At 69.2% G+C, this 15,350-nt stretch carries 13 protein-coding genes and 2 tRNA genes; 8 read left to right on the forward strand and 7 right to left on the reverse strand.

All coding sequences use genetic code 11. The features are described from left to right. Positions 1 to 90 precede the first annotated feature (90 nt). A complete protein-coding gene (locus NRF20_RS16000; protein ID WP_093900541.1) occupies positions 91 to 414 on the forward strand; it encodes a DMT family transporter in 324 nt (107 codons plus the stop codon). A 122-nt stretch (positions 415 to 536) separates the two neighbouring features. Here NRF20_RS16000 and NRF20_RS16005 read toward each other — a convergent pair whose 3' ends face one another. Next, a complete protein-coding gene (locus tag NRF20_RS16005) occupies positions 537 to 1,154 on the reverse strand; it encodes a TetR/AcrR family transcriptional regulator (RefSeq protein ID WP_413752780.1) in 618 nt (205 codons plus the stop codon). Positions 1,155 to 1,272: 118 nt separating this feature from the next. On the opposite strand from NRF20_RS16005, the gene hisN reads away from it, so the two are divergent. Both hisN and NRF20_RS16015 read left to right on the forward strand, forming a co-directional pair. Further along, entirely contained in the window at positions 1,273 to 2,073 is an 801-nt protein-coding gene (gene hisN / locus NRF20_RS16010) for a histidinol-phosphatase (RefSeq protein WP_413752781.1), read from the forward strand. A gap of 164 nt (positions 2,074 to 2,237) precedes the next feature. After that, entirely contained in the window at positions 2,238 to 2,642 is a 405-nt protein-coding gene (locus tag NRF20_RS16015; RefSeq protein WP_093900550.1) for a cyclic nucleotide-binding/CBS domain-containing protein, read from the forward strand. 74 nt (positions 2,643 to 2,716) lie between these two features. On the opposite strand, the gene NRF20_RS16020 is transcribed toward NRF20_RS16015, so the two are convergent. Beyond that, positions 2,717 to 4,168 (reverse strand): catalase, encoded by a 1,452-nt coding sequence (locus NRF20_RS16020; protein WP_413752782.1) that lies wholly within the window; start codon positions 4,166 to 4,168, stop codon positions 2,717 to 2,719. A gap of 161 nt (positions 4,169 to 4,329) precedes the next feature. Between NRF20_RS16020 and NRF20_RS16025 the strand changes: the two genes are divergently transcribed. The 4 genes from NRF20_RS16025 to NRF20_RS16040 all read left to right on the forward strand — a co-directional run bounded on the left by NRF20_RS16025 (position 4,330) and on the right by NRF20_RS16040 (position 7,797). Continuing rightward, positions 4,330 to 4,749, forward strand: a complete 420-nt coding sequence (locus NRF20_RS16025) for a Fur family transcriptional regulator (protein WP_413752783.1) — start codon at positions 4,330 to 4,332, stop codon at positions 4,747 to 4,749. A gap of 197 nt (positions 4,750 to 4,946) precedes the next feature. Further along, entirely contained in the window at positions 4,947 to 5,756 is an 810-nt protein-coding gene (locus NRF20_RS16030) for an ABC transporter ATP-binding protein (RefSeq protein WP_413752784.1), read from the forward strand. After that, entirely contained in the window at positions 5,753 to 6,622 is an 870-nt protein-coding gene (locus tag NRF20_RS16035) for an ABC transporter permease (RefSeq protein ID WP_398631176.1), read from the forward strand. Before NRF20_RS16030 ends, NRF20_RS16035 begins: the two co-directional genes overlap by 4 nt. A gap of 32 nt (positions 6,623 to 6,654) precedes the next feature. Continuing rightward, the gene (locus NRF20_RS16040) at positions 6,655 to 7,797 is read left to right on the forward strand and encodes an ABC transporter substrate-binding protein (RefSeq protein ID WP_398631177.1); all 1,143 of its coding nucleotides are present in this window, start codon (positions 6,655 to 6,657) and stop codon (positions 7,795 to 7,797) included. Between the two features lie 63 nt (positions 7,798 to 7,860). On the opposite strand, the gene NRF20_RS16045 is transcribed toward NRF20_RS16040, so the two are convergent. From NRF20_RS16045 to NRF20_RS16060, 4 genes are all read right to left on the reverse strand, one after another. Further along, positions 7,861 to 7,934: transfer RNA gene (locus NRF20_RS16045), tRNA-Met, on the reverse strand. Between the two features lie 80 nt (positions 7,935 to 8,014). Further along, positions 8,015 to 10,153, reverse strand: a complete 2,139-nt coding sequence (locus NRF20_RS16050) for a tetratricopeptide repeat protein (protein WP_398631178.1) — start codon at positions 10,151 to 10,153, stop codon at positions 8,015 to 8,017. Between the two features lie 213 nt (positions 10,154 to 10,366). Then, positions 10,367 to 10,440: transfer RNA gene (locus NRF20_RS16055), tRNA-Met, on the reverse strand. Between the two features lie 52 nt (positions 10,441 to 10,492). Beyond that, positions 10,493 to 13,423, reverse strand: coding sequence for a UPF0182 family protein (locus tag NRF20_RS16060; RefSeq protein ID WP_398631209.1), 2,931 nt, complete (start codon positions 13,421 to 13,423; stop codon positions 10,493 to 10,495). 128 nt (positions 13,424 to 13,551) lie between these two features. On the opposite strand from NRF20_RS16060, the gene NRF20_RS16065 reads away from it, so the two are divergent. Further along, a complete protein-coding gene (locus tag NRF20_RS16065; RefSeq protein ID WP_266358114.1) occupies positions 13,552 to 14,121 on the forward strand; it encodes a PPA1309 family protein in 570 nt (189 codons plus the stop codon). Positions 14,122 to 14,151: 30 nt separating this feature from the next. Here the strand turns inward: NRF20_RS16065 and NRF20_RS16070 are convergent, their stop codons facing one another. Then, positions 14,152 to 15,240 (reverse strand): PDZ domain-containing protein, encoded by a 1,089-nt coding sequence (locus NRF20_RS16070; RefSeq protein ID WP_398631179.1) that lies wholly within the window; start codon positions 15,238 to 15,240, stop codon positions 14,152 to 14,154. Positions 15,241 to 15,350: the final 110 nt, after the last annotated feature.

Genomic DNA, 15,350 nt, shown 5'->3' on the forward strand with positions numbered 1-15,350 from the left:
CCCCGGCACGTTTGCGATCTGCTGCCGCAGGTAAGTGCATAATCACGCCCAGCGAGGCGAGGCGGTCACCGACGTGGGAGGGCACTGACGATGGCGTGGCTGCTGGTCGTGGTCGCAGGACTTCTGGAGACCGGCTTCGCCGTCTGTCTGAAACTCTCGCACGGTTTCACCCGGCTCTGGCCGACCGTCGCGTTCTGCATCTTCGCCCTCGGCAGTTTCGGTCTGCTGACGCTGTCGCTGAAGAAACTCGACGTGGGGCCCGCCTACGCCGTATGGACGGGCATCGGCGCGGCGGGCACCGCGATCTACGGCATGGTCTTCCTCGACGACGTGGTCTCCACCCTCAAGCTGGTCTCGATCTCGCTGGTGATCGTCGGAGTGATCGGACTGCAGCTCTCGGGCTCGTCCCACTGACCGCGCGTCGCGCACTCACACCCCGGCAACCGTTCGCGGGAAGTGGCACGCGGCGGCGTGACCGGCGCCCGCGGCGCCGTCACCCGGCCCGCGACCGCTGCTCCGCCTCGCGCACCGAGCGGTCACCCGGTCGGCCGCCACTCCACCACCTCGCGCACCAGCGGTGCCACCTCCCCCTCCGTCCCCGGTGGAGTCGGCACCAACGCGTAACTCAGTGCGAGCCTCAGCGCGATCTCGCAGGTCGCAGCCAGTACCTCCGGGTCGTGCGGTGGCCGTCCCTCGTCGAGGGCGGCCACCGCTCGCGCTCCGACCTGGCCGAGCAGCTCGGCGGGCGTCGGCGTCCCGGCATCGGCGCGCCGCTGGGCGGGCACGAGCGATGCGGTCGGCGCCACGGGGTGTACGGGACGGGGTAACCGCTCACCCCAGCAGCCCGTGAGCAGCCCCCTGACCAGGGCATTCGCTCGAACGACGCGGACGGTCCAGGCAGCGGTGGCCGCCAGCCTGTCCCCCGTACCGCCTGCTGATCCCAGCGCCCGGTCGACACCGGCCAGATAGCCGTCGGCGGCGCTCCGGACCAGGGCGCGGGCCAGGCCGTCCTTGCTGCCGAACTCGTTGTAGAGGGTCTGCCGGGAGACTCCGGCGGCGGACGCGACATCGACCATGCGCACCGCCGACCAGGGCAGGCCGACCAGTGCCGAGAGGGCGGCGTCCAGCAATGCGTCTCGCGCTGTGGGCATCATCGCCTCCCGCGCCAAGGGCTCTGCGTCCCAGAGTTGACGCGCTTGCGGGGACTGTCAATGGTCCGAGCGGCCGCGGGGTCCTGTAGCTCTGTTCACCTGCGGTCGATACTGTGACGACATGCCCGATTACCACGATGATCTGCGCCTCGCCCATGTGCTGGCGGACGCCGCCGACGCGGCGACGATGAACCGGTTCAAGGCTCTGGATCTCAAGGTCGAGACCAAGCCGGACATGACGCCGGTGAGCGAGGCCGACAAGGCCGCCGAGGAGCTGATCCGCGGCCACCTCCATCGGGCGCGCCCGCGCGATGCGATTCTGGGCGAGGAGTACGGAATCGAAGGCACCGGCCCGCGGCGCTGGGTCGTCGACCCGATCGACGGCACCAAGAACTATGTACGCGGCGTGCCGGTCTGGGCGACGCTGATCTCCCTGATGGAGGCCGGTGAGGAAGGGTTCCAGCCGGTGGTCGGCGTGGTATCGGCCCCCGCGCTGAACCGGCGCTGGTGGGCGGCGAAGGGTGCGGGGGCGTTCTCCGGCCGCAGTCTGACGTCCGCGACCCGGCTGCATGTGTCGAAGGTGGAGCGGATCACGGACGCCTCGTTCGCGTACGCGTCGCTGAGCGGCTGGGAGGAGCAGGGCCGGCTCGACGGGTTCATGGAGCTGACCAGGGCCTGCTGGCGTACTCGCGGGTACGGGGATTTCTGGCCGTACATGATGGTCGCCGAGGGATCGGTCGACATCTGCGCGGAGCCGGAGCTCTCGCTCTGGGACATGGCCGCCAACGCGATCATCGTCCAGGAGGCGGGCGGGAAGTTCACCAGCCTGGACGGAGTGTCCGGCCCCGGCGGCGGCAACGCGGCGGCCTCGAACGGACTGCTCCACCACGAGCTCCTGGGCTATCTGAACCAGCGCTACTGATCCGGATCACGCCCCCCGAGGGGCGTCGCGCACCACCGCACGCCCCTCGGATGATCTCGTCCCCCCTTGTTCCGGTCAGGCATCGGTGCAACTCTGAGAGTCCCCCGCTTGTGAACTTGTGAACCGGCTCACGCAGTCGCTTCACGAAGGAGGTGGCTCTCTTCATGCTCGTCCGTGACGCCATGAGCACGCTGGTCCTCACCATCGGACCCACCCATACGCTCCGCCAGGCCGCCCGGCTGATGTCGGTCCGCCGCATCGGAGCCGCAGTCGTCCTCGACCAGGACACCAGCGGGCTCGGCATTCTCACCGAGCGCGACATCCTCAACGCGGTCGGCTCCGGCCAGAACCCCGATGTCGAGACCGCCGCCACCCACACCACCACCGATGTGGTCTTCGCCGCGCCCACCTGGACCCTGGAAGAGGCCGCGGAGGCCATGACGCACGGCGGTTTCCGCCACCTGATCGTGCTGGACGACCACGGGCCCGTCGGCATCGTCTCGGTCCGCGACATCCTGCGCTGCTGGGCGCCCACCAGGCGCCGCCACCACGCGGAACTCGTCGGCTGAGCCCCCATGAACGACCGGCGGGCCGGCCCCCTCCGAAGAGGGAACCGGCCCACCGTCGACGACAGGCGTCCTTGTCAGCCGCGCAGGGCCTGGACCGCGGCCTCCAGACGCTTGCCGAAGTCGCCGTCCGCCTGGCGGAAGTTGTTGATCGCGCGCTCGGCGATGTCATCGCGCGACACCTTGGCGATGAACCCGGCGAGGTTGTCGATCAGCCGGGCCTTCTCGTCCTCGGAGAAGAGCCGGTAGAGGTTTCCGGCCTGCACGAAGTCGTTGTCCTCGGCATGGCTCGGGGCCTCGTGCGTACCGATCTCACCCGCGACCGAGGTGGGCTCCCACAGGGGCCGGTCCGTCTGGACCGGGCCACCGAAGCTGTTCGGCTCGTAGTTCTTCGCACCCTTGTGGCGGCCGTCGTACAGGTAGCCGTCCCGGCTGTTCGTCCGCGCCTCGGTGGCGTGCGGACGGTTCACCGGCAGGTGGTCGGCGTTGATGCCGACGCGGTAGCGGTGGGCGTCGCCGTAGGCGAAGAGCCGGCCCTGGAGCATCTTGTCCGGAGACGGACCGATGCCCGGCACGAAGTGGGCGGGGCTGAAGATCGACTGCTCGGTCTCCGCGAAGATGTTCTCCGGGTTGCGGTTGAGCTCCAGCTTGCCGATCTCGATCGGCGGGTAGTCCTCGTGCGGCCACACCTTGGTGAGGTCGAACGGGTTGAAGCGGTACGTGGCCGCCTCGGCCGCCGGCATGATCTGGACCTGCACCGTCCAGGACGGGAAGTCGCCGCGCTCGATCGCCTCGCGCAGATCGCGCTGGTGACTGTCCGGGTCCTCACCGGCGAGCTTGTTGGCCTCGGCCTGGGTGAGGTTCTTGATGCCCTGGTCGGTCTTGAAGTGGTACTTGACCCAGAAGACCTCGCCGGCCTCGTTGTTCCACTGGTACGTGTGCGAGCCGTACCCGTTCATGTGGCGCAGCGTTGCCGGGATGCCGCGGTCACCGAAGAGCCAGGTCACCTGGTGGGTGGACTCGGGCGACAGACCCCAGAAGTCCCAGACGTTGTCCGCCTCCTGCGAGCCGGTGTACGGGTCGCGCTTCTGGGTGTGGATGAAGTCCGGGAACTTGATGGCGTCCTTGATGAAGAACACCGGGGTGTTGTTGCCGACGAGGTCGTAGTTGCCCTCTTCGGTGTAGAACTTCAGCGCGAAGCCGCGGGGGTCGCGCACCGCGTCGGCGGAGCCGAGGTTGCCCGCGACGGTCGAGAAGCGGAGGAACGTCTCGGTCTGCTTGCCGACCTCGGAGAGGAACTTCGCCCGCGTCCACTGCGAGACGTCGCGGGTCAGGGTGAACGTGCCGTATGCACCGGCGCCGCGGGCGTGCACGATGCGCTCCGGAATGCGCTCGCGGTTGAAGTGCGCGAGCTTCTCCAGCAGCGACTGGTCCTGCACCAGGACCGGACCGCCGACGCCCGCGGTCTGGCTGTTCTGGTTGTCGGCGACCGGCGCGCCGGCCTCCGTGGTGAGCGGTCCCTGCGTCACGTGCGCCTCCTGCGTCGTTCCTGCACATTCGTCATGTCCTGCACAGCCTGTCCCTTGGCGTATGCCGGTCCCGATCCTACAATGGACATAGTCCAAGTCAAGCGAGCATCCAAAGTCACACCCGTTCGGGACCCGGTCCCCCCACTGTTAGGCTTGTTCCCATGAGTGACCTGTTGGAACGACTTCGCGGACGCGGCTGGCGCATGACCGCGCAGCGGCGCGTCGTGGCCGAGGTCCTCGACGGGGAGCATGTACACCTGACGGCTGACGAGGTCCACGCCCGGGCCGTCGCCAAGCTGCCCGAGATCTCCCGCGCCACCGTCTACAACACCCTGGGCGAGATGGTGACGCTCGGCGAGGTCATCGAGGTCTCCACGGATCGCCGGGCCAAGCGGTACGACCCGAACGCACACCGCCCCCACCACCACCTCGTCTGCGCGAGCTGCGGCGCCATCCGCGACGTACACCCGGCGGGCGACCCGCTGGCGGATCTGCCGAGCGACGAGCGGTTCGGTTTCACGGTCTCCAATGTCGAGGTGACCTACCGCGGCATCTGCCCGAACTGCGCCGCGACGACCTGAGTCCTGCCGCGAAGACCCTGGTGCGAGCATTACGCGCACCGGGGCCTTCCGCATGAACACTCGCTGGGGCCGACACACATCCCCGCCCCCAGCACGCGCGCACCCCCTTCCCGAATCTGACGGGTAGTCATATCGTCTGCGGCGATCACGTCCGCCCCGCGGCGGATCCGCACCTCGATACGCACGAGGAGAGACCCGTGGGAGATCCGCACCCGACCCCACCCACAACCGCAGCCACCAGTCCCAAACTCCGCGCCGACGCGCTCACCCGCTCGTTCGGGCGCGGCGCCAAGGCCCTGTCCGCCCTCGGCCCGCTCGACCTCTCCATCGCACCGGGCGAGTTCACCTGCATCGTCGGCCCGTCCGGCTGCGGCAAGTCCACGCTGCTCAGGATCGCCGCCGGACTGCTCCGCCCCAGCTCCGGCGAGCTGTCCATCCGTACGACCTCACCCCGTCCGGCGGCGATGATCTTCCAGGACTACGGGATCTACGACTGGAAGACCGTGCTCGCCAATGTCCGGTTCGGTCTCGACATTCAGCGCATACCGCGCAAGGAGGCCGACGCCAGGGCGCGCGACTGGCTGGCCCGGATGGGGCTCTCCGACTTCGCGGGGGCGTATCCGGCCGCCCTCTCCGGCGGGATGCGGCAACGGGTCGCGATCGCCCGCGCCCTCGCCGTCGAACCCGAGATGCTGCTGATGGACGAGCCGTTCGCAGCGCTCGACGCCCAGCTGCGCACGATCCTCCAGGACGAGCTGCTCGACCTCACCCAGACCACCCGTACCACCACCCTCTTCATCACCCACAGCCTCGAAGAGGCGATCGTGCTCGGGGACAGGGTGCTGGTGATGTCCGCCAGACCGGGGCGGATCATCGCCGAGCGCCGCCCGCCGTTCGGCCGGCCGCGCACCGGCGGGGTCCGGTCGGCGCCCGAATTCACCGCGCTGAAAAGCGAGTTGTGGGAACTTCTGCGCGGCGAGGTGCGCAGGGAGGCGGTCCCGGCATGACCGTCACCGTGAACGCCACGAAGCCCGACGACGGCGTCCTGATCCGCAGACCGGGCCCGCAGGAGCTGCATCCGGTACGCACCCACCGCAGGCGCCGCGCCCTGGAACTCACGCTCGCCGTCGCCGTACCGCTGCTCCTCGTGCTGCTCTGGCAACTGGCCGCTGCACAGTCCTGGATCGACGACCGGGTCTACCCCGCGCCCTCCACCATCCTGGCGGACGGCTGGGACCGGGCAGGCGCCGGTGAACTGTGGCCGGATGTGTGGGCCACGCTCAAGCGGGTCCTCGGCGGCTACGCGATCGGCACCGTCGCGGGATACGCGCTCGGCCTTCTGATGGGCTCGCTCTCACTCGTACGGGCGGCGCTGGAGCCGTTGCTCGATGCCCTGTACGTCGTGCCGAAGCTGGCCCTGCTGCCGGTCTTCCTCAATATGTTCGGCCTCGGTGAAGGACCGCAGATCGCCCTGGTTGCCGCGACCGTCTTCTTCTTCGTCTGGATCTCCACCATGGCGGCCGTGCTCGCCGTCCCGGTCGGCCACCGTGATGCCGGTCAGGTCTTCGGCGCCTCGCCCTGGCAGATGTTCCGCCATGTGCTGCTGCCCGCGTCGTTGCCCGCGGTCCTGGTCGGGGCACGGATCGCGGCAGGGGTGGCCGTGCTCGTCATCGTCGCCTCCGAACAGATCGCCGCGGCCGACGGTCTCGGCCATCTGATCTTCGACTCCCGGGCGCTGTTCCAGAACGACGTGATGTTCGTCGGCATCGTGTGTGTGGCGGTCCTCGGTGTCGTCTTCTCCGAAGTGGTGCGGATCGCCGGGCGGCTGCTCACACCGTGGGCCCCACGCGACCGCGGCCGCAGCCAGTCCTGAACGGCTCCCCAGGCTCTTCGTACGGAGGCACTGTGCGTACACACACCCCCTTCACCTGCACCGTCGTGCTCGTCACGGCATCCCTGCTCGGCACGGCAGGCTGCGCCGGAAACGACTCCGCCGGCGACAGCGCCGCCGCCGCGCCGCGCACCGTCAAGCCCGTCGCGGGCTGTGGCGCCGTCAGCTGGACCGACCCGGCCGACCTCGCCCCCGACCGGAAACCGGCCCGCTGCGACAAGGGCGCCCCGGCGGCCCAGCCCCTGGCGAAGAAGCGGAAGATCACCGTCGCCACCGGCACCCTGAGCGCGGAGTACGTCGCTCCGCTCCAGGTCGCGGTGGCGAAGGGTGAGTTCGCGAAAGAGGGACTGGATGTCGAACTGAAGGTGCTGCCCACCCCGGACGCCCTGCCGCTGCTCGCCAAGGGCGATGTGGACGCCCAGTGGGCGGCTCCCGAGGCAGCCGTGATGAACGGCATCCACGGCGGCTTCGACATCAAGTGGGTGGCAGGGAACTTCTCCCCAGACCCCACCTCCAAGAGCGGCCTGTGGGTGCGTCTCAAGGCCGGCGAGAGCGCCGATCACGTCGAGATGGCGGGCCGGAAGATGGGCACGATGATCGGCAAGGGTTCGGTCATCGCGTACCCGATGGACACCTCCCTGAAGAAGCACGGCGGCGGCCTCGACAAGATCAGCTTCCAGCAGCTCGGTTCCGCGGATGTGCTGACCGCGCTGCAGAACGGCGGCGTGGACTCGGCCTGGCTGCTCGACCCGATCTGGCGCAAGGTGGACGGCGACAAGAAGTACGCGTTCCTGGGCGGCCAGCCCGTCGGTGAACCGCTCGGCGGCCTGCTCTTCGGCCCGACGCTGCTGAACAAGGACCCGGACGCGGGCGTCGCCTTTCTCCGCGCCTACATCCGGACGGTGAACACCTATTTCGCCGGCGATTACAAGTCCGATCCCGCGTTCGTCGCCGAGCTGGCGAAGCTGATGAAGACCGACGAGGCCACGCTGCGGTCGACCCCGTCGATGCGGATGGACTGGGAGATACGGAAGGGCACGACGGACCGGCTGCAGGAAGCGTACGCCGATTCGGGTGTCTCGAAGGGCGCCCCGGTGCCGGAGGCGAAGGCCGTCGACCGGGCGATGTACTCGGAGGCAGTGGGCCACAAGCTCTGACTCACGCGCGGGGGTATACGCAGAAGGCCGGACCCTCTAAAGGATCCGGCCTTCTGCGTTCAGTAGCGGGGACAGGATTTGAACCTGCGACCTCTGGGTTATGAGCCCAGCGAGCTACCGAGCTGCTCCACCCCGCGTCGTTGAAACCAACAGTACGTGACGCCCTGGACCAGCGCAAATCCGTTTCTGCGGGCCGCGCGGAGGCCGCCGCGCACCGTTACGCGGTCAGCTCCTGATGCAGCGCCTCGCGCAGCCGGGCAGCCCGCTCGGCGACCTCCGCCGGGCCCAGTTCGACCGCCCGTGCGCACCAGCGCTGCCCCTCGGTGAGCTCCCCGCGGCGGGCGGCCAGCAGGGCGAGGCGCAGGGCGGCCCGACCGTGCCCGTCGTTCGCGGCACGGCTCCACCACAGCGCAGCCTCGCGCTCGCTGCCCTCGCGGGCCAGCAGCAGCCCGAGGTTGAAGGCGCCGTTGCGGCTGCCCGACTCGGCGGCCTCGCGGTACCAACGGGCCGCGCTGTCCACGTCGCCACGGGCCGCCGCGAGCATCCCGACCCGCACCTGGGCGCGGCGATGCCCCTGCTCGGCGGCCCGCTCGTACCACTCCTCGCACTCGGTCTTCTCCGGCATCGGCTCGCCGAGCGCGGGAGGTCCGGGCGGCGGCTGCCGCGAGTCCAGCACCCCGGCCAGCCGGAAGGCGGCCTCGGCGCTGCCGCCGCCCGCCGCGCAGCGCAGATGGCGCTCGGCCGCCTGCTCCTCGCCGTGGTGCAGCAGGGCCATGCCGACCTGGAGCGCCGCCTCGGTGTGGCCTGCCGCGGCGGCGCGCTCGTACCAGACCAGTGCCGTCCGGTCCTCGTCCCGTCCGGCGTACAGGATGCCGAGGTTGAAGGCCGCGTCGACACTGCCCGCCTCGGCTGCCTTGGAGAACCAGGGCTCGGCGCCGGTCGCGTCGCCCGCCTGGAGCAGGAGTACGGCCAGTGCGTTGGCGGCCTCGCGGTGGCCCGCGTACGCGGCGCGGCGGTACCACTGCTCGGCCTGCGGCGTACGGTCCTGGGCCGCGCAGAGCAGCCCCAGGTTGTAGGCCCCGTTGACGTCGCCCGCGTCCATGGCGGCGCGGTACCAGCGCTCGGCGGTCTGCTGCTCGCCACGGGCGGCGTGCAGGGCGCCCAGGGCGTTGGCGGCGTTTCCGTCACCGTCCTGGGCTGCGCGCAGCCACCACACGGCGGCGCTCTCCTCGTCGCCCGCGTCACGCAGCAGGAATCCGAGCGCGCAGGCGGCCCGCGCCTCGCCGGCCTTCGCGGAGATGAGGTACCAACGGCCGGCCTCCTTGGGCTCGCCGCGCTGTTCGAGGATGGCGCCGAGGTGCAGGGCGGCACGCCGGTGACCACGCGCGGCGGCCTGCCGGTACCACTGCTCGGCCTCGCCCACGCGCCCGGTCGCCGGACCAGCCATGGGGCCGTCGTCCGAGCGCACACGGGCGGCGGCACCCGGACGACCGGCGGCGCCCGCGCCGGGTCCGGGGCCGGGTGCCGGTCCCAGGCCCGGGCGGCCGAAGGCGTCGTGCGGATCGTCGGCGGTGTTGCGGTCCAGCATGCGCGCGAGGCGGTACGCGGCCTCCCGGTGCCCCTGCTCGGCGGCGGCGCGCAGCCAGCGTTCGGCGCCGACGTCGCTGCGGTGTTCCAGCAGGTCGGCGAGGGCGTATGCACCCAGGGCATGGCCCTGCTCGGCGGACTGCCGCAGCCAGTACTCGGCGCCGGGCTCGTCGCCCCGCTCGCGGTAGTGGCGGCCGAGGGCGTGTGCCGCGGCGGCGGAACCCGCGACGGCTGCGATACGCCACCAGCCGGCCGCGTCGTCGGTGTATCCGCGCTGGTGGAGGAGGACGCCCAGGTTGTTGGCCGCGGCCCGGTCGCCGTCGGCGGTGGCCGCACGCAGGTAGGACTCGGCACCGTCCAGATCGCCGCGGCGCAGCAGCAGGGCACCGAGGACGCTCATCGACGTGGTGTCCCCGGCATCGGCGGCGCGACGGTGGCGCGCCTCGCTCTCGGCGCTCTCCGGGCTCTCCCGGGTCTCGGGGCTCTCCGGGGTCTCGGGATTCTCTGCGGCCTCAATGGCTCCGGCGCTCCCGGCGCCCCCCGTGCTCCCTGCACTCTCTGTGCTCTCGACGGTCGCGGCACACCCCACAGTCTCGGCGGTCTCGGTCGTCCCGATGATCTCAGTGGTTTCAGTGGCTTCGGCGGTCTCGCTGTTCTCCGCGGCAGCAACTCCAAAAGCCGCATTCATCACGCTATCCGACCGATGAACGCGACGCTGCACAAACCGCCCTGTCTCCAACAGAGTTGCCCTGTCCCCCATAAATACCATCGTCGCACCACCTACAACCCGCGTACACCTGGTATATCGCGGCCAGTGAGGTCACTTCAGCGTTTTGTCGACATGCCCACAGAGAGATAAGTCAAACACGCCCGGGCTCAACTCGTGCCCCGCGAACCGCACTTCACACCCACCGCACAAGAAAGTCGTCGCGGCACGACGAAGGCCCGGATCCTCGAAAGGATCCGGGCCTTCGTCCATCAGTAGCGGGGACAGGATTTGAACCTGCGACCTCTGGGTTATGAGCCCAGCGAGCTACCGAGCTGCTCCACCCCGCGTCGTTGTGTTCAAACCGTACCACGACGCGGGGATGAGTCTTTACCGAGTTACTCAGCCACCACTGCCGGCATCGGACGCTTTATCCGCATCGCCCGAATTGCCCGCACTATTTGCGCTGCCTGACTTCGGCTGGGCGGCCGCAGCGCGCTGCAACGCGTCCTGCAGATCCGCCTGGGCCTTGCCGTAGGCGCTCCAGTCCTGCTTCTTCAGGGCTGCCTCGCCTTCCGCGTAGGCCTTCTGCGCATCCGCGATCGCCTTCTTCAGCGCCGCGTCACCGGTGGCCGGTGGCTGCGTGGTGCCCGGTGGCCGGGTGGTCTCCGCCGGCGGCTCGGTGGTGCCGGAGCCCGTCACCCCGAAGACCGCGTTGAGCGCCTCGCCGAGGCTGTTCTCGAAGACGGTCTTCGACCCGTAAGAGGCGGCGACCTTGCGCAGCAGCGGATAGTTCTGCGTGCCACCGCGCGTATACACCGGCTCGATATAGAGGAAGCCTCCTTCGAGCGGCACGGTCAGCAGGTTGCCGTACTCGATGTCGGAGTCGGTTCCCTTGAGGTTTCTCACGAACTCGGCGACATCGTCGTTGCCGTTGAGCTCACTCTGTACCTGACCGGGCCCCTTCACCGTGGTGGTGACTCTCAACAGCCTTATCGTGCCGTAGTCCTTGCTGGCCGCATCCGCGTCCACCGCCATGAACGCCCCGAGGTCGGGCCGCCCCTTCGGGGTGAACGTTGTCGTCAGCGAGAACTTCTGGGCCGTCTGGTCCGGCATCTTTATGCTCAGGTAGTACGGCGGTACGGCACCGGACTCCTTGTTGGTCGGGTCGTCCGGGACCTGCCAGGCGTCACTACCGCTGTAGAACTGGGCGGGGTTGGTGACGTGGTAGCGGGTGAGCAGCTCGCGCTGCACCTTGAACAGGTCCTGCGGGTACCGCAGGTGATCCCTGAGCTCCTGCGGGATGTCCGCCTTGGGCTCCACGGTCCCCGGGAACGCCTTGCGCCAGGTCTTGAGGACCGGGTCCTCGGTGTCCCACTCGTAGAGCTTGACCTTGCCGTCGTACGCGTCGACGGTGGCCTTCACCGAGTTGCGGATGTAGTTGACCTGGTTCTGCTGGGCGACGACCGCGCGCTGGTTGGTGGTCAGCGAGTCGGCCGTGGTGTCACCGAGCGTCGTACGGGAGGCGTACGGGTAGCCGTTGGTGGTGGTGTACGCGTCGACGACCCACTGGATGCGGCCGTTCACCACAGCCGGGTAGGCGTCGCCGTCGATGGTCAGCCACGGGGCGACCGCCTCGACGCGCTCCTTGGGCGTGCGGTTGTAGAGAATCCGCGAGCCCTCGCCGATGGCCCCCGAGTAGAGGATCTGCGGCTCGCTGAACGCCACGGCGTACGCGGCGCGGTTGAAGGCGTTGGAGAGACTGACCCCGCTGTTGCCCTGGTAGCTGGTGGTCTTCTCGCCGTCCTCCTCGTAGTCGAGCTCCTTCTGGGGCCCGCCGACGATGGAGTACTGCTCGGTCTTCTCGCCGTAGTAGATCTGCTGCTCGTACTTGCCGAGCTCACCCGTGGTCGGCAGACCGGACTCGGTGAAGTCCGGGGAACCCTTCGGGTTCTTGCCGGTCGTCGTGCCCCGGGCCGCGATGGCGCCGTAGCCGTGGGTGTAGGTGAAGTGGTCGTTGATCCAGTTGCGCTTGGGGATGCCGTCGAGGTTGAGCTCACGCAGACCGATGACCGTGTCCTGGTCCTTGCCGGCGGCGTCCTTGTAGCGGTCCACGTCCAGCGTCTTGGGGAACTGGTAGTAGTTCCTCTTCTGCTGGAGCTGCTGGAAGGCCGGGGAGACGACGTTGGGGTCCATCACCCGGTAACTGGCCGCATCGTCCGCGCTCGCGCGCAGCTTGGCGTCGTCGTTCGTCGTGCTCTTGCCCGAGTAGTCGTCGACCTGCGCGCTGTCGATGTCGTACGCGTCACGCGTCGCTTCGATGTTCTTCCGGATGAACGGCGCTTCCTTGGCCTGCTCGTTCGGCTGGACCTGGAACTTCTGCACGATCGCCGGATACAGCCCGCCGATCAGGATCGCCGAGAGCACCATCAGACCGAGACCGATCATCGGAAGCTGCCAGGTGCGGCGCCAGAGCGTGGCGAAGAAGAGCACGGCGCAGATCGCGGCGATGCAGAACAGGATGGTCTTCGCCGGAAGGTAGGCGTTGGCGTCGACGTACCGCAGGCCCGTCCAGTTGTCCGTGGCCTTGAAGTCGCTGGACTTCACGGCCAGGCCGTACCGGTCGAGCCAGTACGCCACGGCCTTCAGCGAGACGAAGACACCGAGCAGCACCGACAGATGGCCGGTGGCCGCGCCGGTCGCCCGCGCGCCGGGGCTGGTGATGCGGAGGCCGCCGTACAGATAGTGGGTCAGCGCGGCAGCGATCAGCGAGAGCACCGTGGCCGCGAAGCCGAAGCCCAGCAGGAAGCGGTACCAGGGCAGGTCGAAGGCGTAGAAGGACACATCCAGATGGAACTGGGGGTCCTTCTGGTTGAACGCCACGCCGTTCACATACATCAGCCAGGTGCGCCACTGACCGGAGGCGGATGCTCCGGCGATCAGTCCGACGAGCGCGGTGATCGCGAGCAGCACCCACTTCTTGTACGGGGCGAGGCTCATCCGGTAGCGGTCCAGGCTCTGCTGTTCCAGCGACATCGCGCTCAGCGGCGGCCGGAGCCGGTGCGCGAGCCAGATGTTCAGGCCGACGGCGATCGCCATCAGCAGTCCGAAGACGAGGAACAGCCCGATCTTGGTCCACAGGGTGGTGGTGAAGACGGACGAATACGCGACCGACCGGTACCAGAGCCAGTCCGTCCAGAACCCGGCGAACATGACGAACGCCATGGCGAGAACCGCCAGGACGCCCAGTGTCATGAGCAGGGTACGGGCGCGCCGGGACGGGCGGCCGACTCTGATCCGTGGCCCGGTCGGGCCTCCGCCGCGGTCCGGCATCTGGAAAGCCAACGTGCGCACCTCGAAGTTCGCGGGTCGTGTGAAGCGGGCCCAGCGATCGTAGAGCCCACCTATGCAACTTACTGAGGCTTTACCTAGTTCCCGTTCCCGGGGCAGAAGGAGGCAGGATGTTGGCCATGCCCAACGTTTCCCCCTCAGGCCCCCCGATGGCCGCGAGCCCCCTCACCGTCGCCGTGCTCGAAATCGACGAGTACATCTCCGGCCTCGGCTGGGACCAGCCGGCCCGGCTCTTCGCTCTCGTCGACACCGCCCGGCTGCGGACCCAGGAGCCGGGCCTCGCCGCCCAGCTCGGTCTCGACAGCTCCGACTCCCCGACCGCCTCACTCACCCCCATCGAGCAGGAGGAGCTTCCGCCGGGCACCGCTCTGGACGAGTTCCTCGCCACGATCGCCTGGCCCGACGCGGTGATCGGATGCGCGATGACGGTGGAGCGGCTGATGCTGCCGCCGTCCGCCGAGGCCTCCGTGCCGGAGGGGCTCAGCGATGCCCAGCTGACCAAGTGGGTCGCCAAGCACCCGGAGCGCCAGGAGGTGCGGATGACGGTGGCCGTCCTTCGGGACGGTACGCGCGAGTCGGCCGTACGGCTCCGCGAGAAGGACTCCCCGAGCGAGGTGCGGACCGGCGCCGGCCTGGTGCCCGGGCTGGCCGACGCCCTGGCCGCGACCTTCGAGGCCTGACCCCGCCGCGTCCCCGCCGAGGGGGCGCGGTCAGCCTGCCGAACAGCTCGGCAGGTCGGCCGTGTCCCCCGCCCGGATCTTCTCCAGCGACTTCTTCGCGTCGTCGATCGTCTTCACCTTCACCAGCGTGAGTCCGCTCGGGGTGTCTGAGGCTGCGGCCTTGCAGTTGTCGTTCGGCGTCAGGAAGTACCGGGCGCCCGCGTCGCGCGCGCCGACCAGCTTCATGTTGATGCCGCCGATCGGGCCGACCTTGCCCTTGTCGTCGATCGTGCCGGTGCCCGCGATGAACTTGCCGCCCGTGAGCTTGGTGGGCGTCAACTTGTCGATGATGCCCAGGGAGAACATCAGACCTGCGCTCGGGCCGCCGACATCGGCGAGCTTGATGTCGATCCGGAACGGGAACGTGTGGTCCGTCCCGGCCTGGATGCCGACGATCGCGCGGTTCTCCTTGGGAGCCTTCGCGGTGGTGATGACGACCTTCCGGCTGCCCTCGGGTTCCTTGCCTGCCTTCTCGGCCGCCTGCGCCGTCTTCGCCGGGATGATCGTGAACGTGACGTCCTCGCCGGGCTTGTGGCGGGTGACGAGCTTCGCGACGTCCTCGGGCTGCCTCACCGCGTTGCCGTCGACCTGCTTGATCACATCGCCGGCGTGCAGCTTGCCCTGGGCGGGGCTGCCTTTGATGACCGTGGAGACCACGACGCGCGACGACACCGGGATGCCCAGTTCGGTCAGGGCGGCAACCTTGGCGCTCTCCTGGGACTGGCTGAACTCCTCGGCGTTCTCCTGCGTCGACTGCTGCTCGGTCTTGCCGTCGGGGTAGAGCGTGTCGTGCGGTACGACCACACTGTCGTGGGCCAGCCAGCCGTAGACGGCCTCGACGAGGTTCATGTTGTAGTCGGCGCCGGTGACCCTGACCGTCGTCATATTGAGGTTGCCGGACGTCGGGTACGTCTTGTGTCCGGAAATCTGCAGGACGGGTTCGCCTTCGACCTTGCCGAGGGTGTTCACGGTCGGGCCCGGAGACATCTCCGAATACGGCACGGGAATCAGCACGCCTGCGCAGAGCAGCGCGATGAGGATCAGCGTGGAGGCGAGCATCGTCGCGGTGCGGCGTGGCATGGAACGACAGTACGGGAAGGGTCTGTCGGTGCACCGTCGGGGCCGGTCCGGACGGGGCGTGGAGCCGGGCGTGGCGCTGTGCCGGAGGGCGTCGGCAGCCGGCACCGCTG

The organism is Streptomyces sp. R-74717 (assembly GCF_047305335.1).
In the GTDB taxonomy this organism is placed as follows: domain Bacteria; phylum Actinomycetota; class Actinomycetes; order Streptomycetales; family Streptomycetaceae; genus Streptomyces; species Streptomyces atratus.